Origin of the sequence: Nonomuraea sp. NPDC059007 (genome assembly GCF_042740555.1) — a bacterium.
In the GTDB taxonomy this organism is placed as follows: Bacteria; Actinomycetota; Actinomycetes; order Streptosporangiales; family Streptosporangiaceae; genus Nonomuraea.
Genome location: NZ_JBHYJD010000041.1, coordinates 1 through 22501, shown reverse-complemented (window position 1 = coordinate 22501; position 22501 = coordinate 1). Strand labels below are relative to the sequence as shown.

Sequence of the window (22501 nt, the reverse complement as noted above, 5' to 3'; positions counted from 1 at the left end):
GACCTTACGTGGTCCCGGATCCGCCGCCGACGGCGGCATCGCTCCCGGTGAGTTTTTCTCCCCCGTCTTTCTCCTCCGAATCCTCGGGAAGCCGCAATTCCCCCATATCGTTAACTCTGCTAACAAAGGGACGCAAGGGTGTATAGCGAATCACGGTGAGCGCCGCCGGATCCGACGTAATGCGCTGAAACTGATCGAGATGGAGCCCCAGAGCGTCCGCCACGATCGCCTTGATCACGTCGCCGTGGCTGCAGACGAGGTAGACACCCTTCCCCCCGAGCCGCTCGTTCCACTCGCGCACCGCGGCCACCGCCCGCCGCTGCACCTCCGCCATGGCCTCGCCGCCCGGGAAGACCACCGCGCTCGGATGCGCCTGCACGACCTTCCACAGCGGCTCCTCGGCGAGCTCCTTGAGCTCGCGCCCGGTCCACTCGCCGTAGCCGCACTCGATGAAGCGCTCGTCGGTCTGTACGGCCAGCCCGCGCCCCTCCGCGACCGCGGCGGCGGTCTCCTGGCAGCGCTCCAGCGGGCTGGAGACGATCGCGTCCAGGCGCACCTGGGAGATCCGCCCCGCGAGGGCCGTGGCCTGAGCCCGCCCCGCCTCGCTCAGATGCACGCCCGGAGTGCGCCCTGCCAGCACCGGACCGGTCAAATCGGTCAGCCCGTGACGGGCCAGGAGAAGCGTGGTCACCTGGCAAGTGTCGCAGGCGTCGATCCCCGTGTTGGACGCGGCTGGGCGGTACCCTGGCGGGATCATGGAGCAGCGTTATGTCGGCCGCAGCGGCCTGTCGGTATCCCGGCTCGGACTCGGCACGATGACCTGGGGACGCGACACCGACGCCGACGACGCGGCGGTGCAGCTGCGCACCTTCCTGGAGGCCGGGGGCAACCTCGTCGACACCGCCGACGTCTACACGGGCGGCGACGCCGAACGCCTGCTCGGCCGGATGCTGCGCGACGCGGTGCCGCGCTCGGAACTGGTCATCTCCACCAAGGCCGTGGTCACCCCGACCGGCCGCAGGCCCCGCGACGCCTCGCGCCGTCACCTGATCGCCGCCTGCGACGCCTCGCTCAACCGCCTCGGGCTCGACTACGTCGACCTGTGGCAGCTCCACACCTTCGACCCTGAGGTGCCGCTGGAGGAGACGCTCGCCGCGCTGGACGCCATCGTCACCTCCGGCCGCGCCGTCTACGCCGGCGTCTGCGACTACTCCGGCTGGCAGCTGGCCGCCGCCGCGGTCGCCCAGCGCGCGGTCCCCGGCCGCGTCCCGATCACCTCGGCCCAGGCCGAGTACTCCCTGCTGGCCCGCGAGCCCGAGCGGGAACTGCTGCCCGCCGCCGAGCACGTGGGCGCGGGCGTGCTGGCCTGGTCGCCGCTGGGCAGGGGCGTGCTGACCGGCAAGTACCGCACCGGCATCCCGTCCGACTCGCGCGCCGCCACCCCGCACTTCTCCGACTTCGTCCGGCCGTACCTCGACGAGCGTTCGCGCAGCGTGGTGGAGTCGGTCATGACCGCCGCCGACGGCCTGGGCGTCTCGCCGCTGGCCGTCGCGCTGTCGTGGGTGCGCGACCAGCCCGGTGTGGCCTCCGCGATCGTCGGCGCGCGCACGACTTCCCAGCTCAACGCCGTCCTGCTGGCCGAGGACGTGATCCTGCCGCGGGAGATCAGGGAGGCGCTCGACGACGTGTCGTCGCTCGACTGAGCAAGGAATGAGAGCGCCACTCGCGTATCACTAGTCGATACCGAATCGCAACTTTCGCCGAGAAACACCTGCCTCTCGGCGGTGATGTCCATAAAGATTTCCTCCGAGGCGAAGTAGGAGGGCGCATGGGGAGCAGGGCCGCAATCACGACGGGTGTACTCGCCGTGGCGTTGGCCGCCATCCCGGCAGCGGCGCCGGCCGTCGCGGCCGTCCAGGACTGCGCCAAGGGCGGCGGGCTGCTCTCCGGCGTGACCAACAGCCTGTGCGACGTGGTGAACGCCGTCACCAGCACCGTGGACGGATTAACGGGCAAGGCCGCCGAGCCGGTGACCAACGGGCTGAACGAGACCACGGACGAGGTCCTCGGCACCGTGGGCAAGGCGGTGCCGACCGGCAAACCCGCCCCGACGCCGTCGAGCACCCGCCCGCCCTCGACGAAGAGCCCCGAACTGCTGGGCGACGTCTGCCTGCCCGTGCTGGCCTGCGACGACCAGAGCGTGCTCGACGTCCTGACCCCGACACCCACCCAGACCACCCGCGAACCCCGGCCGGTCCCGTCCACCCGCCCCACCCACCGCCGCGACGAGACCCAGGTCCTGCCCACGCAGGCCCCGACCCCGCCGCAGAGCGAGCCCTACCTGATGGACACCGCGGAACCGGTGGAAGAGCGCGTCACCGCCAACCCGGAAGAGCCACGCATCGACCTGCTGTGGCCCAACCCGTACGCCGACGAGCTCACGGTCCCGCTGCAGGACCGCCGCCAGGTGGTCCGCCCGAGCACCCCGGCCTCCGACGCGCTGGGCACCGCCCTGACCGCCGTCCTGCTCGCCTCCGCCATCCTCGCCACCCGCGTCGCCCACCAACGCAAACGCCGCGAAGAGCACTCCATCCCCTTCGAACCCACCCCCACCCCGGGCCGCCATCGCCTCGCCTGATCTTTTCTCCGGCCGCGTGTTCTCCGCGGCTCTGCGGGGTGTGTGGTTCATCCGTTACGGCAAGCCGCCCCACCCGCCCCGCCGCCGTGAGTGACCGCCCGTCGAGCGCTGGTCGTGAGGGCCCACGTGGTCCCCGCCGCTACAACGCCCTCTTGGCCCGCCAAGTGCCACCCGATCCCGGAAAGCACACGGGACATCCGGCATCCCAGGAAGCACACGGGACGGCGGGGCGGGGGGCGGTCCGGCCCGGCGCCGTTGGGCGGCGGGCCGGTGGGGCACGGTGTCTGGCCGGCGGGGCGGTGTTGCGGCGGGGACCACGTCCGACGTGAGAAGCGCCCGATGATCGGGGCCCGCGCACGGCGGCGGGAGGCGGCAGGCCGGCTTGCCGTAACCACGAAAGGACGCCAAGCACGAAGGGACGCCGACCACGAAAGGGCGCGAACCACGAAAGGCGCGGCGGCGGACCGAGAGCGACCACGCACGCACGGAGAAGACGCGGGGCGGGAGAGTCAGGCGCCGATCGCGTGGACGCCGCCGTCGACGTGGAGGATTTCGCCGGTGGTGGCGGGGAACCAGTCGGACATCAGGGCGACGCAGGCGCGCGCCGCCGGGGCGGTGTCGGACAGGTCCCAGCCCAGCGGCGCCTTCTCCGGCCAGCTGTCCTCGAACTCCTTGAAGCCCGGGATCGACTTGGCGGCCATCGTGCGCAGCGGGCCGGCGGCGACCAGGTTCACGCGGATGCCCTGCTTGCCGAGGTCGCGGGCGAGGTAGCGGTTGGCGGACTCCAGGCCGGCCTTGGCCACGCCCATCCAGTCATAGACCGGCCAGGCCTTGGAGGCGTCGAAGTCGAGGCCGACGACCGAGCCGCCCTCCTTCATGAGCGGCAGGCAGGCCACGGCCAGCGACTTGTAGGAGAAGGTGGAGATGTGCAGGGCGGTGGCGACGTCCTCCCACGTGGTGTTGAGGAAGTTGCCGCCGAGCGCGGTCTGGGGGGCGAAGCCGATGGAGTGGACGACGCCGTCGAGGCCGTCGACGTGCTCGCCGACCCGGGAGGCCAGGGTGTCGAGGTGCTCGGTGTCCTGGACGTCGAGTTCGAGCACGGGCGCGGGCTGCGGGAGCCGCTTGGCGATCCGCTCGACGAGGCTGAGCCGGCCGAAGCCGGTCAGGACGACCTGGGCGCCCTCCTCCTGAGCGATCTTGGCCACGGAGAAGGCGATGGAGGCGTCGGTCAGCACGCCCGTCACCAGGATGCGCTTGCCTTCGAGAATGCCCATGTCAGTGCCCCATTCCGAGTCCGCCGTCGACGGGGATCACGGCCCCGGTGATGTAGGAGGCGTCGTCGCTCGCCAGGAAGCGGACGACGCGCGCGATCTCCTGGGGCGCCGCCTGGCGGCCCAGGGGGATGTTCTTGACGATGGCCTCGCCGTCGAGCTCGGCGGTCATGTCGGTCTCGACGAAGCCGGGGGCGACGACGTTGACGGTGATGCCGCGCGAGCCGTACTCGCGGGCGAGGGAACGGCCGAAGCCGACGAGCCCCGCCTTGGACGCGGCGTAGTTGGCCTGGCCCGCCTGGCCGGACAGGCCGACGACCGAGGAGATGAGGATGATGCGGCCGCGCTTGAGCTTCATCATCGGGCGGATGGCCCGCTTGGCGACGCGGTAGGCGCCGGTCAGGTTGGCGTCGATGACGTCGGTGAAGGTCTCCTCCTTCATCATGGCCAGGAGGGTGTCCTTGGTGATGCCCGCGTTGGAGACGAGCACCTCCACCGGGCCCTGTTCGGCTTCGACCTTGGCGAAGGCGGCCTCGACGTCCTCGGTGCTGGTCACGTCGCAGCGGACGCCGAACAACCCCTGTGGGGGCTCGCCCGATCGGTAGGTGACGGCGACGGCGTCGCCCGCCGCTTCGAGTTCGCGGGCGATCGCGAGGCCGATGCCCCGGTTGCCGCCGGTGACGAGTACTGAGCGTGCCATGGGACCTGACGCTATCTGCTACCGGCTGGTACGCGCTTGTCCAGGGGGTACAAGATCACGGGGTTAGGATCGTTGACATGCGTCAAATCGACCCTGATTTCCTCGCGCTGCCACTCGGGCAGCTCGCGGACGCCGCCCTGCAACGTGCCCGTGACCTGGGTGCCGAGCACGCGGACTTCCGCCTCGAACGCGTCAGGGGCGAGTCCCTGAGCCTCTACGACACGCGGCTCGAAGGCGCCGTCGACGCCGACGACCTCGGCTTCGCGGTGCGTGTGGTCAAGGGCGGCACGTGGGGCTTCGCCTCCGGCATCGACCTGACCCCCGAGGCCGCGGCCAAGGTGGCCGAGCAGGCGGTGCGGGTGGCCGAGGTGAGCGCGCCCATCAACAGGGAGCCGATCGAGCTGGCTCCCGAACCGGTCTACTCCGGCCTCACCTGGGTCTCGCCGTACGAGGTCGACCCGTTCGACGTGCCCCAGGCCGACAAGGTCGCCCTGCTGGCCGAGTGGTCGGCGGGGCTGCTCAAGGGCGCCGACCACGTCTCGGCCCGGCTGCTGCAGGTGAAGGAGCAGAAGTTCTACGCCGACAGCTCCGGCACCTCCACCACGCAGCAGCGGGTACGCCTGCACCCGGCGCTCAACGCCATGAAGGCCTCCGAGCAGGGCTTCGACGACATGTCGACGATCGCGCCGCCGGTGGGACGCGGCTACGAGTACCTGACGGGCACGTTCTGGGACTGGGCGGGCGAGCTGGCCCAGCTTCCCGAGCTGCTGGCCGAGAAGCTGGCCGCGCCGTCGGTCGAGGCGGGCGACCACGACGTGGTCATCCACCCGTCGAACCTGTGGCTGACGATCCACGAGTCGATCGGCCACGCCACCGAGCTCGACCGCGCGCTCGGTTACGAGGCCGCGTACGCCGGGACGAGCTTCGCCACCTTCGACCAGCTCGGCGAGCTCGTCTACGGCTCACCGATCATGAACGTCACCGGCGACCGCACGGTCGAGCACGGCCTGGCCACGATCGGCTACGACGACGAGGGCGTGGCGGGCCAGAGCTTCGACATCGTGCGCGACGGCATCCTGGTCGGCTACCAGCTCGACCGGCGCATGGCGCTGATGAAGGGCTTCGGCCGTTCCAACGGCTGCGGCTTCGCCGACTCCCCCGGCCACATGCCGATCCAGCGCATGGCCAACGTCTCGCTGAAGCCGGCTCCGGACGGCCCGGCCACCGACGAGCTGATCTCGCGGGTGGAGCGCGGCCTGTACATCGTCGGCGACAAGAGCTGGTCGATCGACATGCAGCGCTACAACTTCCAGTTCACCGGCCAGCGGGCCTACCGGATCGAGAACGGCGCCCTGGCCGGGCAGGTACGGGACTTCGCCTACCAGGCGACGACGACGGACTTCTGGCGCTCGATGGAGGCCGTCGGCGGCCCCCAGACCTACGTGCTCGGCGGCGCCTTCAACTGCGGCAAGGGCCAGCCTGGACAGGTCGCGCCGGTCAGCCACGGCTGCCCGTCCGCGCTGTTCCGCGGCGTCCGCATCCTCAACACGGTCCAGGAGGGTGGCAAGTGATGACTCCCCAGGAGATGGTTGAGCGGGCGCTGGAGCTCTCCACGGCCGACGACTGCATGGTGGTCGTGGACGACGGCTCGACGGCCAACCTGCGCTTCGCGGGCAACACCCTGACCACGAACGGCGTGGCCCGCTCCGCCCAGCTGACCGTGATCTCGATCGCGGGCGGGGGTGTGGGCGTGGTCTCGCGCGCGGCCGTACGTCCTGAGCAGCTCGCCGGCGTGGTGGCCGCGGCCGACGCGGCGGCGCGCGAGGCGCAGCCCGCCGAGGACGCGCGCCCGCTGGTGTCGGGCGTGCCGGCGAGCGCGGGCTGGGCCGATCCGGTCGTGCCGACCGAGATCGGGGTCTTCGGCGAGTTCGCGCCCGCGCTGGGCGAGGCGTTCTCGGCCGCCGAGGCGGGCGGCAGGAGACTGTACGGCTTCGCCGAGCACACGCTGACCTCGACCTTCCTCGGCTCCTCCACGGGCCTGAGGCTGCGCCACGACCAGCCGACCGGCAGGCTGGAGCTCAACGCCAAGTCGGCCGACCTCAAGCGCTCGGCCTGGACGGGCGTGGCCACGCGCGACTTCGCCGACGTGGACGTCGCCGCGCTCGACGCCTCCCTGGCCATGCGGCTGGAGTGGGCGAAGAACCGCATCGACCTGCCCGCGGGCCGCTACGAGACGCTGCTGCCCCCGAGCGCGGTCGCCGACCTCATGATCTACGCCTACTGGTCGGCGGGCGCCAGGGACGCGCTGGACGGCCGGACGGTCTACTCCAAGCGCGGCGGCGGCACCCGCGTGGGCGAACGGCTCGCCCCGCTGCCGCTCACGCTGGCCAGCGACCCGGCGGCGGAGGGCATCGGCTGCGCGCCGTTCGTCGTGACCCGCTCGGCGGGGCGCGAGAGCTCGGTGTTCGACAACGGGCTGCCACTGGCGGCGACCGAGTGGGTCTCCAGCGGCACGCTCGCGGCGCTGCGCCAGACCCGTTACTCGGCGGAGCTGAGCGGCCTGGCCGTCACCCCCGACATCGACAACCTGATCATGCGCGGTGACGACGGCAGGTCGCTGACCGAGATGATCGCCTCGACCGAGCGGGGCCTGCTGCTGACCTGCCTGTGGTACATCCGCACGGTGGACCCGCAGACGCTCCTGGTCACCGGCCTGACCCGCGACGGCGTCTACCTGGTCGAGAACGGCGAGGTCGTCGGCGAGGTGAACAACTTCCGCTTCAACGAGAGCCCGGTGGACCTGCTGGGCCGCATCAGCGAGGCGGGCGCCGCCGAGCAGACGCTGCCGCGCGAGTGGAACGACTACTTCACGCGGGCGGTCATGCCGCCGGTGCGGGTGCCGGACTTCAACATGTCGACCGTCAGCCAGGCGAGCTGAGGGTGAAGCTGTGCACGCGTTGCCACCGTTTCGCGGTGACGACGCGTGCGCTCCCCTTGGCCAGGTCGTAGACGACCGACCAGCGGGTGTGGCCCTGGGCGACGCTCCTGAGCAGGTCGAGGGCGTCGGCCTTGGTGCCGAGGCCCTGGTCGAGGGTGCGGTAGCGGGTGTCGGCCAGGCGGGTGTCCCGGCCGGCGCCGGCCATCGTGATGTTGGTGAGGATCCGGTCGCGGATGATGTTGAGGCGGCCGTCTCCGTACTCGGCGACGGCCGAGGCGCCGGAGCGGTCGGCGATGAGGTAGTGGACCTGCGGCCCGCCGGTGAAGTCGACGGTGCGCGAGCGCATGATCTCCACAGCCTCCTCCACTGTCGCGGCGCGGTCGAGCATGAGGCGGATGATCCGCAGGCTGCTGATCGCGGGCCGTTGGGGCGTGGGCTCGGGCAGGTCGGCGGTGGGCACGGAGGCCAGGCCCACCGCCAGGCCCTTCTCGTTGACGCCGTCGAAGGGCGTCAGAACCGCGTGGGCGAGGCGGCGCCGGTCGGCGGCCAGGTCGGGCGCGCCGCCGTGGTCGAGGATGTAGGAGACGTCGGCCATCGCCAGGGAGGCGTAGGCGTCGGGCGGGTCGGACCTGATCATCATCGCCGGGTTGGGGTCCCAGTCGAAGTTGCGGCCGAACTCCCCGCCGCGCAGGAACAGCGAGCAGGCCCAGCCGGAGTCCTTCCTGGCCAGTTCCGCGTTGGTGAGCGGGGCTTCGGGGTCGTAGGAGCCCCGGTAGGTCATCTCGTACAGCGGCAGGTCGTCCACCCGGCGCAGGCTGGCGGCCGTGCGGGCGATCTCGTCGGCGCTCTGCCGTAACAGCGGCTCGGCCGCCGGTGCGCTGCTCACGGGCCTGTCCCTGCGCACGGCACTTTCCTCCTGTACGGCGCAGCCCCCTGCGAGAACGGTCCCCAGCACGCAGACCAGCGCCACGGTTCGGCGATGCATCGCGACCCCCTTCGCTCCGAAGTCTCCGATGCACCGCCGGAAATGTCACCCACTACCGCGAAATCGTGACGATCAGCCGTCTTCCAGGCGGAAGCCGACCTTCATCCCCACCTGGAAGTGCGCGATCTCGCCCTGGTCGATGTGCCCCCGGATCTCCGTCACCTCGAACCAGTCCAGGTGGCGCAGGGTCTGCGAGGCCCGCCTGATGCCGTTGCGGATGGCCTCGTCGACACTCTCCCCCGAAGTCCCGACTATCTCGGTCACCCGATACGTTCGATCCGTCATCTCCGCCTCCTCTTACTCGAAAGCCATGATCGCATGACCCTCGCTCCGGCACCGGCGCCCCGTCGCGTCCTTCACCTCCGAGGTCTACCGTGGGAGGCATGAGGGGGTGGCGTACGCGCAAGCAGGTCCACCAGGTGACGGACGCGCAGCCGTCGCTCTCCGACGACGTGCGCAAACGCGAGATCAGCTACCTCATCAAGATGGGCATTCGCACGCTCTGCCTCATCCTGGCCGTCGTGGTACCCGTCCCCTGGCCCTACCGGCTGCTCTTCATCGCCGGCGCCGTCTTTTTGCCGTACATAGCCGTAATCGGGGCCAATGAGAGGTCGAAGGACTCCCCGCCTCCTACCTTTCACACACCGGAGGCTAACCAAAGCGAGATACCCCTGCACCGACGCGAGATCGGGTCGTGACTAAGTCTTGACGCATCCCACGGGTTGTAGGTGTACGCTTTAGCCAAGCGCTCCGGTCCCCCGTCGGAGTGCTGGTGCCGGCGTTCCGGGCCCCCGTCGGAACGCCGATGAAGCGAAGCCGGGTGGTTTGCCCCCGTAACCACCCGGCTTCGCCCTTTTCTGGGAAGACCTCATTGCCCCCGCTCAGCGGGTAGGTCTGCTTTCCCGAAATCGTTTACATCTCGTCGGTGCGCGAAATTCACAGGAAATCTTCAGGTTCGGTCACGGGTTGACACGGGGAGTTCGTAGGAGTGTCACTCGCCGGTCAGCTTCTCCCGGGTCGCCTCGGTCCAGTCGCCGGCCAGAGCGGTCAGCCGGGTCACGGCGTCCTCCGGCGCGGTGCCCGCTCCCTGGGCCAGTCCGAGCAGGTAGGCGGTGAGCGGCGCGGCCGGCCGGGCCACGCCGTGGGCCACCTCCTTGGTGAGGTCCAGGATCAGGTCCCGGTCCACTTTGGCCGGGTCGATGCCGAGTTCCTCGCAGACCAGGGCCGTCCACTCGCTGAGCACGTTCATGTGAGCCTCCTCCAGATCGTCCATAGTGTCGCAGTCGAACCAGGGCCGGCCGGGCAACGCCACCCGAACCGGCTCCAGCGGCCCCAGCAGCCCGCGCAGAGACCGCCCGTCATAGCCGCCGAGTGCCTCCCGGAGCACCCCGGCCCGCCACACCCCGGCCAGCCACTGCTCCCGCCCCCCGTCATCCACCAGAACCGCCCCGCGACCACCTGAAGCGGCGTCGCAGCGGGCGGCGTCGAAGAGCGCGGTGACGTGCGCAGGGCGCAGCAGAGGCATGTCGCCCGCCAGGAGCGCCACCCAGGGCGCCAGAACCTCGCTCAGCCCGGCACGCAACGCGGGCACCGGCCCGCCACCCCGAGGCTCCTCCAGGACGTAGCGGGCCCGCGGGGCAGGACGCTCCGGCCCCACGACGATCACCCTCCCGGCATCGGGTACGGCGGCGGCCACGATCTCCAGGAGCGACCGCCCGCCCACGCTCAGGCCGGGCTTGTCCACGCCACCCAGCCGCCGGGCGGCGCCTCCGGCCAGAATCACCGCGTCATAAGCCACCCAGCCACGGTAACCGCCGAGATCACCCCCAACGCCACGGCCCCACACCCCGGAGCACCACGGGCCCACCACCATGAGCACCACGGGTCCATCGCCCGGAGCACCATGGGTCCACTACCGAGAGCGCCACGGGTCCGCCACCCGGAGCGCCGCGGTCCGTCCCCGGAGGGCCTGCCCAGGTGGTGTGCGTGCGCTGTATCGGCGCGCGACCACGTCAGACTGCCGGCCATCGGCCGAGGCCGCGCGCCCGCGACGGCGGGCGGTGGTGGGGCGGCTTGCCGTAACGGCTAGAAAGCCCTGGAACGGCCAGAAACCGCCAGACGTCCGCCACGACGGAGAAAGAATGAAAGAATCAGCCGCCGATCGCCGACATGGGACGCGCGGGCTGGAGGAACGAAGCGTCATCGATCCCGTGGCCGGGGCGTTTGGTGGCGACGGCGGAGATCCAGCGGGCGGCGAGGTCGTCGTCGGAGGCGCCGGCGCGCATCGCCGTCTTGAGGTCCGACTCCTCCCGCGCGAACAGGCAGTTGCGCACCTGCCCGTCGGCGGTCAGCCGCACCCGGTCGCACGCGCCGCAGAACGGCCGCGTCACCGACCCGATCACGCCCACCCGCGCGGGCCCGCCGTCGACCAGGAACCGCTCGGCGGGCGCGCTGCCCCGCTCCTCCCTGTCGTCGGGGGTCAGCTCGAAGGACGGCGCCAGCATCGCGAGGATCTCGTCGGCGGTGATCATGTTGTCGCGGGTCCAGCCGTGCTGGGCGTCCAGCGGCATCTGCTCGATGAAGCGCAGTTCGTAGCCGCGCTCCAGGCAATGGCGCAGCAGCGCGGGCGCCTCGTGGTCGTTGATCCCGCGCATGAGCACGGCGTTGACCTTCACCGGCCGCAGCCCGGCGTCGTTCGCGGCGGTCAGGCCGGCCAGGACGTCGCCGAGGCGGTCGCGGTGGGCCAGGCGCTTGAACGTCTCCGGCTCCAGCGTGTCCAGCGAGACGTTCACCCGGTCGAGCCCCGCCTCGGCGAGGGCCGGGGCCAGGCGGGCCAGGCCGATGCCGTTGGTGGTCAGCGAGACCTGCGGGCGCGGGCGCAGGCGGGTGGTGCGGGCGACGATGTCGGGCAGCTCGCGGCGCAGCAGCGGCTCGCCGCCGGTGTAGCGGACCTCGGTGATGCCCAGGCGTTCGACCCCGATGGTGACGAGCCTGACGATCTCGTCGGCGGTCAGCAACTGGGCGTTGGGCAGCCAGTCGAGGCCCTCGGGTGGCATGCAGTACGTGCAGCGCAGGTTGCATTTGTCCGTCAGGGACACCCGAAGGTCGGTAGCCACTCTCCCGTAGGAGTCGTTGAGCATCGGGGTCATGTGGCACACCCTACGGCACGCCGTCGGGCGCGTCGGCGTTCAGGGTCTTCTCAAACCAATGGTGGGCATAAGGCTCTTCGTTGAAGCGGCTCACCTCGGTGTAACCGGCCGTCTGGTAGAGCCGCTTGGCCTCGGCGAGGGCGGCGTGCGTCTCCAGCCGGACCGTTCTCGCGCCGTGCCCGGCCGCGCGCGCCTCCAGCTCGGCCAGCAGCCGCCGGCCCAGCCCCAGCCCGCGTACGGCCGGCGACACCCACATCCGCTTGAGGTGGGCGCTGTCGCCATGGAACTTGAGCGCCCCGCAGCCGACCGGATCGGCATGCAGGGTGGCCACCAGGATCAGCCCCTTGGGCGGCGTGAGCTCCCGCTCCCCCGCCGCGATCCCCCGGGCCGGATCGAACCCTTCGGGGAAGCGCCTGCCCAGCTCGGCGAAGTACTCGCCCAGGCTGTGGCGGGCGTCGGGGTGGCGCGGGTCGGTCACGGCCACCTCGACCATGGAGGCCACCAGCAGCCGTTCGACCTCGGTCATGGCGGCGACGAGCCGCGCGCGCTGGCCGTGGTCGAGCGGCCGCAGGATCGACTCGGCCTGTTCGTCGGAGCGCCGGTCGAGCTCGGCCCGCTCGGCCAACCCCCGTTCGGTGAGCCGGGCCCGGCGCACCCGCGCGTCGCCCGCGTCGCTCTCGACGACCACCAGCCCGTCGCCCTCCAGGGCGCGCAGGATCCGGCTCAGGTACCCGGAGTCGAGGTCGAGGCGCGCGCGCAGCAGGCGTACCTCGCTGCCCGCGTCCCCGATCTCCCACAGCACCCTGGCCTGCCCGAGGGGACGCCCTCTGGTGAGGAAGGCGTCCTCCAGGGCGCCCACGCGCTGGGTGACGGTGCGGTTGAAGCGCCGCACGCGCTCGACGAGCGTTCCGTCCATTCTCTGACCTTAGTCAGGCAATGCGCGATCGTCACCCCTTGACGCAGATGAGCTGGCGCAGGTGCGCGACCACCTTGACCAGGTCGGTCTGGGCCGCCATGACCGACTCCAGGTCCTTGTAGGCACCCGGGATCTCGTCCACGATCCCCGCGTCCTTGCGGCACTCCACGCCGAACGTCTGCTCCTCCAGGTCCTTCACGGTGAAGGTCTTCTTCGCCTTCGTCCGGCTCATCTTGCGCCCCGCGCCGTGCGAGGCCGAGTTGAACGCCGCCGCGTTCCCGAGCCCCTTCACGATGTAGGTGCCCGTGGCCATGGAACCGGGGATGATGCCCAGGTCCCCGCTCCCCGCCCGGATCGCGCCCTTGCGGGTCACGAGCACGTCCACCCCGTCGTACCTCTCCTCGGCCACGTAGTTGTGGTGGCAGGAGATGGGCTGGTCGTAGGTGATGTCCGGGAGGTGGCGGCTGAGGACGTCGCAGACCAGGCCCATCATGACCGCGCGGTTGCGGCGGGCGTAGTCCTGGGCCCAGAACAGGTCGCGGCGGTAGGCGTCCATCTCCGGCGTGCCGCCGAGGAAGACCGCCAGGTCGCGGTCGACCAGGCCCTGGTTGTGCGACAGGCCGCGGGCGACGCCGATGTGGTGCTCGGCCAGTTCCTTGCCGATGTTGCGCGAGCCGGAGTGCAGCACCACCCAGACCCACTGCTCGTCGTCCGCGCAGATCTCCAGGAAGTGGTTGCCGCCGCCGAGCGTGCCCATCTGCACCTCGGCGCGCTCCCTGCGGGCGTGCACCTGCGGCGCGAGCTCGTCGAAGCCCTTCCAGAACGCGCCCCACCCGGACGTCTTCAGCCCCTGGACCGCGGACGGGTCGACCGGCAGCTTGTGGTGGCCGAAGCCGACCGGGACCGCCCGCTCCAGCTTCCCGCGCAGGTACGCCAGGTTGTCGGGCAGCTGCGAGCTCTTGTAGGACGTCTTGACCGCGGTCATCCCGCAGCCGATGTCCACCCCGACCGCGGCCGGGGAGACGGCGCCCTTCATCGCGACGACCGAGCCGACCGTCGCGCCCTTGCCGTGGTGCACGTCGGGCATGACGGCGACACCGTGGACCCACTCCAGGTTCGCCACGTTGCGCAGCTGCTGCATCGCCTGCGGGTCGACGGACTCGGGCTCCGCCCACATCCTGATCGGCCTACGGGTGCCGGTCACCTCGTTGTACGTCATCTCGTATCGCCTCCTCCCGGGTACATCCCGAACGTGATCAATGACGCCAGAAGCGTGTCACCCCGGGCAACCCATTTAACGCCCCCGGGCCTGGAAGCTGCTGGAGAAGTTCACGCTGACGCGCGGGCCGGTCGGGGTGGCCTGCTTGGGGACGCTGTGGCGCCAGTCGCGCTGGCAGCGTCCGCCCATCACGACCAGGTCGCCCGCGGCGGGGGTCAGCGCGACACTGCGCCCGCCGGCGCGCGGCTTCAGGAGGAAGCGCCTGGTCGCGCCCAGGCTCAGGACCGGGACCACGCACAGTTCGCGCCGGCACGTGGCCCAGTCGCCGTGCCAGCCGGTGCTGTCGCGGTGGTCGCGGTAGAAGTTGATCCACAGTCCGTCGTACGGCACGCCGTAATGGGCCGACAGGACGGCGGCGGCCGTACGGAGGAGGTCGTGGGGCGCCTCGGCGAGGTCGGGATACTCCGCGGTCAGCCGGGGCTCCACCATCATGCGGTCGGCGATGCGCCGCAGCCGCTGCTCCCACGCCGCGCCCGCGATGAGCGCGCGCAGCAGCTGGTCGGAGCCGGCCAGCCAGGCGGGCACGTGCTCCACCCAGGAGGTCTCGTCCAGCCGGACGCGGCGGGCGGTCGCGAACGCGCGGTCGAGGCTCGGCGCCTGCTGCGCGAAGAGGTCGAGCTGGTCCATGCCTCAGGGTGTACGGCACCCGCGCCCGCGCCTTCCGGTCGTATCCGGCCATCCCCGGGACTGGATGATGTCCGAATCCGGCCGGTGAACGTCCGGGCGGCCCGCGTAGGGTCGGCCGCATGACGAGTTCCAAGGCTGAGACCTTCGCCGCCCTGCACCGCCCCGGCGACCCGCTGCTGCTGCCCAACGCCTGGGACGTGGGCTCGGCCGTGGCGATCGCCGCGGCGGGGGCTCAGGCGATCGCGACGACCAGCGCCGGAGTGGCCTGGTCGCTCGGGTTCGCCGACGGCGCGGACCTGGGGGCCGACCGGGTGGCCGCGGTGGTCGAGCGGATCGCGGCGGCGGTCGAGCTGCCGGTGTCGGCCGACATCGAGGCCGGGTACGACTCGGTCGAGGCGACCGTGACCGCGGTCGTGCAGGCCGGGGCGGTCGGGGTGAACATCGAGGACCGGGTGGCCGGTGCGATGCTCGACCCCGCCGAGCAGGCCGGGCGGCTGGCCGCCGCCCGTGCCGCCGCCGACCGGCTGGGGGTGCGGGTGTGGATCAACGCGCGTACGGACGTCTATCTCGCGGGCAGCGGGCGGCTCGACGAGGTGAAGCGGCGCGCCGAGGCGTACGCGGCGGCCGGGGCCGACAGCCTGTTCGTCCCCGGGCTGATCGATCTGGCGGCGCTCGCCGAGCTGTCGGCAGGACCGCTGCCGGTCGCGGCGATGGCGTGGGCGGGGGCGCCGGGAGTGCCGGAGTTCGCCTCGGCCGGGGTGGCGCGGGTGAGCCTGGGCTCGGCGATCGCGCAGGCCGCCTACGCGCTGGCCGCGAGGGCGACCACGGAACTGCTGGAGAAGGGCGGGTACGACGCCACGGGGGACGGCCTGCCGTACGACAAGATGAATGCTCTCTATAAATAGAGAGTGTACTCTCCTTTAGGAGTCGACTCCTAAAGGAGGTTTGCCGTGGGTCTGCATCATGTGGGGCATGTCATCGGTGACATGGAGGGGGCGGCGCGGTTTTACCGGCGGCTCGGGTTCACGGTGGCACCGGCCGCCTATCCCGTGCTGCCCGGCGTCGAGCAGCCGTTCGGGGCGGCGAACGCGCACATCTACCTCGGCGACGGGTTCGTGGAGCTGGTGGCGGTGCTCGACGGGGTGCCCGGCGAGGCGCGGCCGATCCCGCTGCGGGTGCCGGACGACAAGCTGCCGGGGCTGGTGGCGGCCGTCCGCGCGGCGTCCGCGGCCATCGCGGGCTTCCTGGAGCGGTTCCAGGGCCTGCACATCGTGATCGCCGCCACCTCCGACCTGGACGCGGTGGCCGCGCGGCTGAGCGCCGGCGGCGTCGGGCACGGCGGGGTGCACGCCATCCAGCGCCCGGTCGAGACCGCCGCGGGCACCGCGATGGAGCCCGCCCGCTACCTGGAGATCTCCGGCCCGCCGCCGGAGGGCAGGATCGGGTTCGCCGAGAACGGCCCGGACTCCGCGGCTCTGGCCGTCGAGCACGCCAACGGCGCGAGCGCCCTGGTGGAGTGCGTCCTGTGCGTGTCCGACCAGGAGGTGGGTGCGGCCCGGCGGCGCTACGAGGGCTGGGCGGGTGTCAGGATCGTGGCCGCGTCGGCGCTGCCGGGGCTGCTGCCCGGCGAGCGCCCACCGGCCCTGCCGGCGTTCGTCGCCTACGCGGTGTCGGTACGCGACCTCGCCGCCACCGAGCGGTTCCTGCGCGGCAACGGCGTCCCGATCGTCACAACGGGCTCCGGCGAGATCTTCGTCCCCGCCGAGGCCGCGCTGGGCGCCGCGATCGTCTTCCGGCAGGGCTAGAGCCCCTCCACCCGCAGCCCCGGCGGCAGCCCCGTCACCCGCGCCGCGCCCGCGCCGTCGACCGTCACGTCCACGGGCGCCCCGGCCACCCGGAGCCCCCGCACGGTCAGCGCGCCCAGCGGCGCCCCCGGGCGGACCAGCACCCGCCCGCTCGGAACATCCGGATAAAGCCCGGCGGCGGCCTGGACGATCGCCAGGGCGGAAGCCGCCGACCAGGCCTGCGGACGGCAGGCCGCCGGGTACGGCACCGCCCGCCCCATCAGCGAGCGCTCGTCCCCGGCGTGCAGTTCGGGCAGCCGGTAGCCGAAGGTCTCCGCGGCCGACAGCAGCCCCTCGGCCAGATGGGCGGCGAGCGCGCCGTGGCCGCCGCGGGCCAGACCGGCGACGACGATCGCGGTGTCGTGCGTCCAGATGGAGCCGCAGTGGTAGGACAACGGGCTGAACCCCGCGTCCGCCGCCGACATCGTGCGCAGGCCGAACCCGCCCGACATCGCGGGGTCGGCCAGCGTCCGCGCGATCCGCAGCTCTTCGCCCGTCGTCAGGATGCCGGTGCCGAGGAGGTGCCCGATGTTGCTGGTCAGCGCGTCGACCGGGCGCTTGTCGCGGTCGAGGGCGAGCGCGGGATAACCGCCGTCCACCCAGAACCGCTCACGGAACCGCTCGGCCAGCCGCCCCGCGTAGTCCCGCCACCGGTCGGCGCCGGGCCGTCCGAACGCCTCCAGCAGCGCCGCCCCCGCGAGGGTTGCCTCGTGCGCGTACCCCTGGACCTCGACGAGGGCGATCGGCGGCTCGGCCCGCGTGCCGTCGCGGAAGCGGACGGCGTCGCCGGAGTCCTTCCATCCCTGGTTGGCCAGGCCGCGGCCACCGGCGTCCAGGTACTCCAGGAACCCGTCGCCGTCGGCGTCCCCGTCGGTGGCCAGCCAGCCGAGCGCGGCCTCCATGGCGGGGAGCAGATCGGCCACCTCCGGCTCCGGCAGGCCCCAGCGCCACGCGTCGTGCAACAGGGTGATCCAGAGCGGGGTGGCGTCGATGGTGCCGTAGTAGGTGGGCGGCAGGCGCAGCCCGCTGTCGAGGACGAACTCGTGCCCGCGCAGCTCGTGCATGATCTTGCCGGGGGCCTCACCGGTGGTGGCGTCGGACTTGGTTCCCTGGAGGCGGGCCAGGACGCGCAGCGTGCCCGCCGCCAGGGAGGTGCCCAGGGGCAGCATCATGCGCGCGGCCCAGATGCTGTCCCTGCCGAACAGGGTCAGGAACCACGGCACCCCCGCGCCCAGGAACGTCTCGCCGGGCGCCCCGGTCACGGTGAGCCGCAGCGACTCCAGGTCGTCGAGCGACTGGCGGGCCAGCCGTACCAGCCGGGCGTCGTCGGCCTCGATCTCCGGCCTGCTCCACTCGCGGGGGCCCGCCGGTGCCGCGACGACCGCGCGGGGGTCGGTGACGGCGACGTTCCACCGCAGCGTGCGCCGCTCGCCGGGCGCGAGCGTCACCTCCCACCGCGGGCCCGCCCCGGCCTGCTCGCCGCCGTCGGCGGCGGTGACGGTGACGCGGGCGTCTCCGGCGCGCCAAAGCAGCTCGCCGTTGCCGGTCTCGGGTTTGCGGGGTACGGCGCCGCCGCCCGACTTCACCACGTCGATGGGGGCGAGATCGCCGGCCAGGGTGACGGTGACCGTACAGGTGAAGGGGGCCGAGGCCGTGGAGGCGATCGTGATCTCCTCGGCCATCGCGCCCGGCGTGACCCGCCGCACGCGCTCGACCCGGACGGTGGGGTCGGCGGCGCGGTCGCCCAGCCACCGGGCCAGCGAGACGAAGCGGGCGAGCCCCGCGGCCGGTACGGCGTGGCCGATCGGCTCCGGTTCGCGCCCGTCGATCTCCAGCCTGGCCTGCGAGAGCACGCGGGTGTCGGCGTGGAAGAGCCCCTGCACTCCGGCGGGCCTGATCTGGCCGTCCGCCCCGCTGAGCGCGCTCGTCGGGGCCAGGACGGTGCTGACGAGGTCGTGCAGTAGCGGTTGCAGGCGGTGGTCGTGCACGGTGAGGACCCCTTGACACTCCGTTTACTTGAACGATCTAATCCTGTCACACACCTTTTAGATCGATCAAACCCCTAGAAAGGTCGTAAATGCCGGAAAAGGTGACGATCGCCGACGTGGCCCGTCATGCCAGCGTGTCCCGCCAGACGGTGTCGAACGTGCTCAACTCCCCCGAAGTGGTCAAGGAGGAGACACGGCAGCGGGTGCTCGCGTCCGTGGAGACCCTCGGCTACCGGGTGAGCGCCGCGGCCCGGCAGATGCGGACCGGACGTTCGCGCCTGCTGGCCGTGCGGATCGAGGCGACCCAGGATGGCATGAACGTCTTCGACCGTTTCCTGCACGGCCTCACCGAGTCGGCGGCCAGATCCGGCTACCGCGTGCTGCTCTACGCCGCCACCGGCGACAGCGACGAGATCGCCACGATCGATCAGCTGCTGGGCGAGTTCGAGCCCGACGGGTTCGTGCTGACCAGCACCCACCACGGCGACCCGCGTGCCTCCTGGCTGGCCGAGCGCGACCTGCCGTTCGTCACCTTCGGCCGGCCGTGGGGCGCGCCGGCGGCAAGCCACCCGTGGGTGGACGTGGACGGCGCCGCCGGGACCGAGTCCGCCACCCGCCACCTGCTCGGCGAAGGCCACCGCCGGATCGGCTTCATCGGCTGGCAGGCGGGCTCCGGCGTCGGCGACGACCGCAGGAACGGCTGGTCCAGGACGCTGGCCGCAGAAGGGCTCGACGCCGGCCTCGCGCTGGAGACCGACGGCTCCAGCGCCCAGGGCCAGGCGGCCGCGCGGGAGTTGACCGGGCGCGGCGCGAGCGCCCTGGTCTGCGTCAGCGACTCCGTGGCACTCGGCGCCCTCCAGGTCCTGCCGGCCGTGGTCGGCTTCGACGACACCCCCGTCGCCGCCGCCGTCGGCCTCACCAGCCTCGGCCAGCCCCTCGCCGAGGCCGCCGCGCACTGCGTCGACCTGCTCACCGGCCGCCTGTCCGGCCGGCCGGCGGCGGCGCACGTGCTGCTCACCCCCTCCCTGGTCATCCGAAAGGAACCCCGCTCATGAAACGCCTCGCGATCCCCGCGGCGGCAGCCGTACTCCTGTCGGCCACGGCCTGCGGCAGTGGCTTCGACGACCGGCAGGCCGCGCCCGCGCAGCAGAGCAGCGGCCCGGCCGCGCTCCAGGTCCTGATGGCCTCCTCCGGCGAGGTCGAGACGAACGCGGTCAAGCAGGCGGCCGAGGCCTGGGCCAAGGCCAGCGGCAACACCGCCGCCGTCACCCCGGCGCAGGACATCCACCAGCAGCTCGGCCAGGCGTTCGCGGGCAGCAACCCGCCGGACGTGTTCTACGTCGACGCCTCCCGCTTCGCCGACTACGCCAGCGTGGGCGCCCTGGAGCCCTACGGCGACAAGATCTCCGACGTCCAGGACTTCTACCCGAGCCTGCGCGAGACGTTCACCTACGACGGCACGTTCTACTGCGCGCCCAAGGACTTCTCCACGCTCGCCCTGGTCGTCAACGACGAGCTGTGGAAGAAGAACGGGCTCACCGCCGGCGACGTCCCCGCCACCTGGCAGGAGCTCGCCGCCGTCACCAAGAGGATCAAGGGCGTGGCGCCGCTGGTGTTCGGCGAGACCCGTGACCGGCTCGGCGTCTTCATGGTCCAGTCCGGCGGCTGGATCATCAGCGAGGACGGCAAGCGGGCCACCGGCGACAGCCCGGAGAACCTGGCCGCGCTGGAGTACGTCAAGGGCCTGCTGGCCGACAAGCGGGCCCAGTTCGCCAAGGCGCTCGACGCCGAGTGGGGCGGCGAGGCGTTCGGCAAGGGCAAGGCCGCGATGACGATCGAGGGCAACTGGATCAAGGGCGCGATGCGGGCGGACTACCCCGGCGTCACCTACTCCGCGCACGAGCTGCCCGCCGGGCCCAAGGGCAAGGGCACGCTGTCGTTCACCAACTGCTGGGGCATCGCCGCCAAGTCGAAGAACAAGGCGGCGGCGATCTCGTTCGTCGAGGCGATGACCAAGGCCGAGCAGCAGATGGTCTTCGCCAAGGCCTTCGGCGTCATGCCCTCGCGGCAGTCGGCCAAGGACGCCTACCTCAAGGAGTTCCCCGGCGACGGCGCGTTCGTCAACGGCGCGGAGTACGCGCAGGGGCCGGTGAACGCCCCCAAGATGGACAGCGTCCTGTCGGACTACGACACCTCGCTGCAGCAGCTCGCCACCCGCGATCCCCAGGCGATCCTGGCCAGGCTCCAGAAGAACACCGAGAGCGTGCTCGGCTGACGTCATGCGCAGCCGTACCAGGGAGAACCTCGCGGGGTGGCTGTTCGTGGCGCCGGTGGTGGCGATCCTCGGGCTGTTCATGCTGCTGCCGATCCTCATGGCGCTCTGGGTGAGCCTGACCGGGTGGAACGGGCAGGGCAGCCCGTTCCGGGCGGGCGTGCCGTTCGTGGGCGGGGAGAACTACGCGCGCCTGTTCACCGAGGACGGCCTGGCCCGCGAGAACTTCATGACCAGCATCCGCAACAACATCTACTACGTCGCCGTGGTCGTGCCGCTGCAGACGGCGCTGGCGCTGGGCCTCGCGCTGGCGGTGAACAAGCGCAGGACGTTCTTCCGCACCGCGTTCTACTTCCCCTCGGTGACCAGCTCGGTGGCGATCAGCGTGGTGTTCCTGTTCATCTTCAGCAACTCCGGGGCGGTCAACCAGGTCCTGGGGTTCCTCGGGGTGAACGGGCCGCAGTGGTTCAGCGATCCGCGCGGGGTGATCCAGCTCCTGATCGGCGATCCGCCGGCCGCGCTCACGGGCAACGGCGTGCTGGGCCTGACCTGGTGGGAGTGGCTGTCGGGGCCGAGCGTGGCGATGTGCGCGATCATCGTGCTGGTGGTGTGGACGACGTCGGGCACGTTCATGCTCATGTTCCTCGCGGCGCTGCAGAACATCCCGCGGACGCTGGACGAGGCGGCCATGATCGACGGGGCCTCGCGCCGGCAGCGCTTCCTGCGGGTGACGCTGCCGCTGCTGAAGCCGACGATGTTCCTCGTGCTGACGCTCGGGCTGATCGGCACCTGGCAGGTGCTCGACCAGATCTACGTGATGAGCCAGGGCGATCCGGCCAAGACCACGCTGACGCCCGCGTTCCTGTCGTACCGGACGGCCTTCCGCGACTTCGACTACGGCTCGGGCACGGCGATCTCGTTCGTGCTCTTCCTGATCATCGTCCTGCTGACGCTGCTGCAGCGCTGGATCATGAGGGAGCGCGAAGCATGAGGCGCGTCATCCTGATCGTCTTCTCCATCGCCTTCGTCTACCCGTTCGTCATCCAGATCGCCAACTCCTTCAAGACCGATCCGGACGCCTCCGCGCACCCGCTCTCACCCATCCCCGACCCGGCCACGCTGTCGGCGTTCGAGCGGGTGTTCTTCGGCACGGACATGCCGATCTGGCTGACGAACTCGCTGCTGGTCACCGTGGTGCTCACGCTGGGGCGGCTGCTGCTGGACTCGATGGCCGGGTACGCGCTGGCCAGGCTGCGGTTCCGGGGGCGGCGCGGGCTGTTCGCGGCGATCATCGCGATCATGGCGGTGCCGGGCGTCGTGCTTTTTATCCCGAAATTTCTGGTCTTGAACCAGTTGGGGATGTACGACTCCTACCTGGCGCTGATCCTGCCGGTCATCGCCGACGCGGCCGGGGTGTTCGTGATGAAACAGTTCTTCGAGTCGGTGCCGCGCAGCGTCGAGGAGGCGGCCCGCCTGGACGGCGCGGGCACCTTCCGCGTCTTCTGGTCCGTGGTCCTGCCGATGTCGCGGCCCGCGCTGATCACGCTGACGATCCTGTCGTTCCAGAGCTCGTGGAACGAGTTCCCGCACACGCTGGTCGCCGTGCAGGACCCGGCGCTGTTCACGCTCCCGCGCGGGCTGGCCGACCTGGTCAGCGGCTCGCTCGGCGGCGGCACCCAGTTCCCGCTCAAGCTCGCCGCAGCGCTGCTGGCGACGATCCCGGTCGCCGTCATCTTCGTCGTCTTCCAGCGCCACTTCGTCCGCGACCAGAACCAGGGAGCCGACAAGGGCTAGCTAGCTGTACTGACCACGGAGGTTAGGTACAGGGGTTGATCGGTTTGGCATAAGGAAGGGCTTCCGGGTTCGGTGTGGATTGCGAGATCTGCACCGTGAA

22 protein-coding genes are annotated in these 22501 nt (G+C 71.5%); 11 read left to right on the top strand and 11 right to left on the bottom strand.

The window, feature by feature from the left end; genetic code table 11:
• Window positions 1-4: 4 nt before the first annotated feature.
• The gene (locus tag ACFWY5_RS43625; RefSeq protein WP_379638364.1) at window positions 5-691 is read right to left on the bottom strand and encodes a histidine phosphatase family protein; all 687 of its coding nucleotides are present in this window, start codon (window positions 689-691) and stop codon (window positions 5-7) included.
• A gap of 64 nt (window positions 692-755) precedes the next feature.
• On the opposite strand from ACFWY5_RS43625, the gene ACFWY5_RS43620 reads away from it, so the two are divergent.
• A complete protein-coding gene (locus ACFWY5_RS43620; protein ID WP_379622247.1) occupies window positions 756-1703 on the top strand; it encodes an aldo/keto reductase in 948 nt (315 codons plus the stop codon).
• A 125-nt stretch (window positions 1704-1828) separates the two neighbouring features.
• Complete coding sequence (locus ACFWY5_RS43615; protein ID WP_379638363.1) at window positions 1829-2638, top strand: hypothetical protein; 810 nt, start codon at window positions 1829-1831, stop codon at window positions 2636-2638.
• A 509-nt stretch (window positions 2639-3147) separates the two neighbouring features.
• Here the strand turns inward: ACFWY5_RS43615 and fabI are convergent.
• On the bottom strand, window positions 3148-3912 hold the full coding sequence (gene fabI / locus ACFWY5_RS43610; protein WP_379638362.1) for an enoyl-ACP reductase FabI: 765 nt from the start codon (window positions 3910-3912) through the stop codon (window positions 3148-3150).
• A 1-nt stretch (window position 3913) separates the two neighbouring features.
• Window positions 3914-4609 (bottom strand): beta-ketoacyl-ACP reductase, encoded by a 696-nt coding sequence (locus ACFWY5_RS43605; RefSeq protein WP_379617778.1) that lies wholly within the window; start codon window positions 4607-4609, stop codon window positions 3914-3916.
• Window positions 4610-4686: 77 nt separating this feature from the next.
• Here ACFWY5_RS43605 and ACFWY5_RS43600 point away from each other — a divergent pair, with 77 nt between their 5' ends.
• Together ACFWY5_RS43600 and ACFWY5_RS43595 are read left to right on the top strand one after the other, a co-directional pair.
• Entirely contained in the window at window positions 4687-6180 is a 1494-nt protein-coding gene (locus ACFWY5_RS43600) for a TldD/PmbA family protein (RefSeq protein WP_379617776.1), read from the top strand.
• On the top strand, window positions 6180-7547 hold the full coding sequence (locus ACFWY5_RS43595; RefSeq protein WP_379638361.1) for a metallopeptidase TldD-related protein: 1368 nt from the start codon (window positions 6180-6182) through the stop codon (window positions 7545-7547). The genes ACFWY5_RS43600 and ACFWY5_RS43595 overlap by 1 nt, the downstream gene beginning before the upstream one ends.
• Here the strand turns inward: ACFWY5_RS43595 and ACFWY5_RS43590 are convergent.
• Together ACFWY5_RS43590 and ACFWY5_RS43585 are read right to left on the bottom strand one after the other, a co-directional pair.
• A complete protein-coding gene (locus tag ACFWY5_RS43590; RefSeq protein WP_379638360.1) occupies window positions 7531-8532 on the bottom strand; it encodes a carcinine hydrolase/isopenicillin-N N-acyltransferase family protein in 1002 nt (333 codons plus the stop codon). The genes ACFWY5_RS43595 and ACFWY5_RS43590 overlap by 17 nt on opposite strands.
• A gap of 72 nt (window positions 8533-8604) precedes the next feature.
• Entirely contained in the window at window positions 8605-8817 is a 213-nt protein-coding gene (locus ACFWY5_RS43585; RefSeq protein ID WP_379617770.1) for a dodecin, read from the bottom strand.
• A gap of 134 nt (window positions 8818-8951) precedes the next feature.
• Here ACFWY5_RS43585 and ACFWY5_RS43580 point away from each other — a divergent pair, with 134 nt between their 5' ends.
• A complete protein-coding gene (locus ACFWY5_RS43580) occupies window positions 8952-9230 on the top strand; it encodes a DUF3099 domain-containing protein (protein ID WP_379638359.1) in 279 nt (92 codons plus the stop codon).
• A gap of 293 nt (window positions 9231-9523) precedes the next feature.
• Here ACFWY5_RS43580 and ACFWY5_RS43575 read toward each other — a convergent pair whose 3' ends face one another.
• From ACFWY5_RS43575 to ACFWY5_RS43555, 5 genes are all read right to left on the bottom strand, one after another.
• The gene (locus tag ACFWY5_RS43575; RefSeq protein WP_379617766.1) at window positions 9524-10330 is read right to left on the bottom strand and encodes an NTP transferase domain-containing protein; all 807 of its coding nucleotides are present in this window, start codon (window positions 10328-10330) and stop codon (window positions 9524-9526) included.
• Window positions 10331-10682: 352 nt separating this feature from the next.
• Window positions 10683-11672 carry a GTP 3',8-cyclase MoaA gene (moaA, locus tag ACFWY5_RS43570; RefSeq protein WP_379617790.1) on the bottom strand — a complete coding sequence of 330 codons (990 nt, stop codon included), beginning with the start codon at window positions 11670-11672 and terminating at the stop codon, window positions 10683-10685.
• A 19-nt stretch (window positions 11673-11691) separates the two neighbouring features.
• Window positions 11692-12597: a GNAT family N-acetyltransferase gene (locus ACFWY5_RS43565; protein ID WP_379617764.1), complete on the bottom strand. Its 906-nt coding sequence runs from the start codon at window positions 12595-12597 to the stop codon at window positions 11692-11694.
• A gap of 31 nt (window positions 12598-12628) precedes the next feature.
• Entirely contained in the window at window positions 12629-13816 is a 1188-nt protein-coding gene (locus ACFWY5_RS43560; protein ID WP_379638358.1) for an RtcB family protein, read from the bottom strand.
• 75 nt (window positions 13817-13891) lie between these two features.
• A complete protein-coding gene (locus tag ACFWY5_RS43555; RefSeq protein WP_379638357.1) occupies window positions 13892-14503 on the bottom strand; it encodes an alpha-ketoglutarate-dependent dioxygenase AlkB in 612 nt (203 codons plus the stop codon).
• A 119-nt stretch (window positions 14504-14622) separates the two neighbouring features.
• Here ACFWY5_RS43555 and ACFWY5_RS43550 point away from each other — a divergent pair, with 119 nt between their 5' ends.
• Window positions 14623-15408, top strand: coding sequence for an isocitrate lyase/phosphoenolpyruvate mutase family protein (locus ACFWY5_RS43550; RefSeq protein ID WP_379638356.1), 786 nt, complete (start codon window positions 14623-14625; stop codon window positions 15406-15408).
• Between the two features lie 45 nt (window positions 15409-15453).
• Complete coding sequence (locus ACFWY5_RS43545; protein ID WP_379638354.1) at window positions 15454-16308, top strand: VOC family protein; 855 nt, start codon at window positions 15454-15456, stop codon at window positions 16306-16308.
• On the opposite strand, the gene ACFWY5_RS43540 is transcribed toward ACFWY5_RS43545, so the two are convergent.
• A complete protein-coding gene (locus ACFWY5_RS43540) occupies window positions 16305-18335 on the bottom strand; it encodes a glycogen debranching N-terminal domain-containing protein (protein WP_379638353.1) in 2031 nt (676 codons plus the stop codon). The genes ACFWY5_RS43545 and ACFWY5_RS43540 overlap by 4 nt on opposite strands.
• Window positions 18336-18424: 89 nt before the next feature.
• On the opposite strand from ACFWY5_RS43540, the gene ACFWY5_RS43535 reads away from it, so the two are divergent.
• From ACFWY5_RS43535 to ACFWY5_RS43520, 4 genes are read left to right on the top strand one after another with little or no spacing between them, the layout of a single operon-like run.
• Window positions 18425-19390, top strand: coding sequence for a LacI family DNA-binding transcriptional regulator (locus ACFWY5_RS43535; RefSeq protein ID WP_379638352.1), 966 nt, complete (start codon window positions 18425-18427; stop codon window positions 19388-19390).
• Window positions 19387-20610: an extracellular solute-binding protein gene (locus ACFWY5_RS43530; protein ID WP_379638351.1), complete on the top strand. Its 1224-nt coding sequence runs from the start codon at window positions 19387-19389 to the stop codon at window positions 20608-20610. Before ACFWY5_RS43535 ends, ACFWY5_RS43530 begins: the two co-directional genes overlap by 4 nt.
• Before the next feature lie 4 nt (window positions 20611-20614).
• Window positions 20615-21598, top strand: coding sequence for a carbohydrate ABC transporter permease (locus ACFWY5_RS43525; RefSeq protein WP_379638350.1), 984 nt, complete (start codon window positions 20615-20617; stop codon window positions 21596-21598).
• Window positions 21595-22401, top strand: a complete 807-nt coding sequence (locus ACFWY5_RS43520) for a carbohydrate ABC transporter permease (RefSeq protein WP_379638349.1) — start codon at window positions 21595-21597, stop codon at window positions 22399-22401. Before ACFWY5_RS43525 ends, ACFWY5_RS43520 begins: the two co-directional genes overlap by 4 nt.
• Window positions 22402-22501 lie beyond the last annotated feature (100 nt).

Excerpts from the sequence above, each read along its gene's own strand:
- ACFWY5_RS43590 (WP_379638360.1), bottom strand. The coding sequence starts at position 8,532 with ATGCATCGCCGAACCGTGGCGCTGGTCTGCGTGCTGGGGACCGTTCTC.
- ACFWY5_RS43615 (WP_379638363.1), top strand. The coding sequence starts at position 1,829 with ATGGGGAGCAGGGCCGCAATCACGACGGGTGTACTCGCCGTGGCGTTG.
- ACFWY5_RS43595 (WP_379638361.1), top strand. The coding sequence starts at position 6,180 with ATGACTCCCCAGGAGATGGTTGAGCGGGCGCTGGAGCTCTCCACGGCC.
- ACFWY5_RS43565 (WP_379617764.1), bottom strand. The coding sequence starts at position 12,597 with ATGGACGGAACGCTCGTCGAGCGCGTGCGGCGCTTCAACCGCACCGTC.
- ACFWY5_RS43550 (WP_379638356.1), top strand. The coding sequence starts at position 14,623 with ATGACGAGTTCCAAGGCTGAGACCTTCGCCGCCCTGCACCGCCCCGGC.
- fabI (WP_379638362.1), bottom strand. The coding sequence starts at position 3,912 with ATGGGCATTCTCGAAGGCAAGCGCATCCTGGTGACGGGCGTGCTGACC.
- ACFWY5_RS43585 (WP_379617770.1), bottom strand. The coding sequence starts at position 8,817 with ATGACGGATCGAACGTATCGGGTGACCGAGATAGTCGGGACTTCGGGG.
- ACFWY5_RS43605 (WP_379617778.1), bottom strand. The coding sequence starts at position 4,609 with ATGGCACGCTCAGTACTCGTCACCGGCGGCAACCGGGGCATCGGCCTC.
- ACFWY5_RS43530 (WP_379638351.1), top strand. The coding sequence starts at position 19,387 with ATGAAACGCCTCGCGATCCCCGCGGCGGCAGCCGTACTCCTGTCGGCC.
- ACFWY5_RS43620 (WP_379622247.1), top strand. The coding sequence starts at position 756 with ATGGAGCAGCGTTATGTCGGCCGCAGCGGCCTGTCGGTATCCCGGCTC.
- ACFWY5_RS43525 (WP_379638350.1), top strand. The coding sequence starts at position 20,615 with ATGCGCAGCCGTACCAGGGAGAACCTCGCGGGGTGGCTGTTCGTGGCG.
- ACFWY5_RS43600 (WP_379617776.1), top strand. The coding sequence starts at position 4,687 with ATGCGTCAAATCGACCCTGATTTCCTCGCGCTGCCACTCGGGCAGCTC.
- moaA (WP_379617790.1), bottom strand. The coding sequence starts at position 11,672 with ATGCTCAACGACTCCTACGGGAGAGTGGCTACCGACCTTCGGGTGTCC.
- ACFWY5_RS43560 (WP_379638358.1), bottom strand. The coding sequence starts at position 13,816 with ATGACGTACAACGAGGTGACCGGCACCCGTAGGCCGATCAGGATGTGG.
- ACFWY5_RS43535 (WP_379638352.1), top strand. The coding sequence starts at position 18,425 with ATGCCGGAAAAGGTGACGATCGCCGACGTGGCCCGTCATGCCAGCGTG.
- ACFWY5_RS43520 (WP_379638349.1), top strand. The coding sequence starts at position 21,595 with ATGAGGCGCGTCATCCTGATCGTCTTCTCCATCGCCTTCGTCTACCCG.
- ACFWY5_RS43555 (WP_379638357.1), bottom strand. The coding sequence starts at position 14,503 with ATGGACCAGCTCGACCTCTTCGCGCAGCAGGCGCCGAGCCTCGACCGC.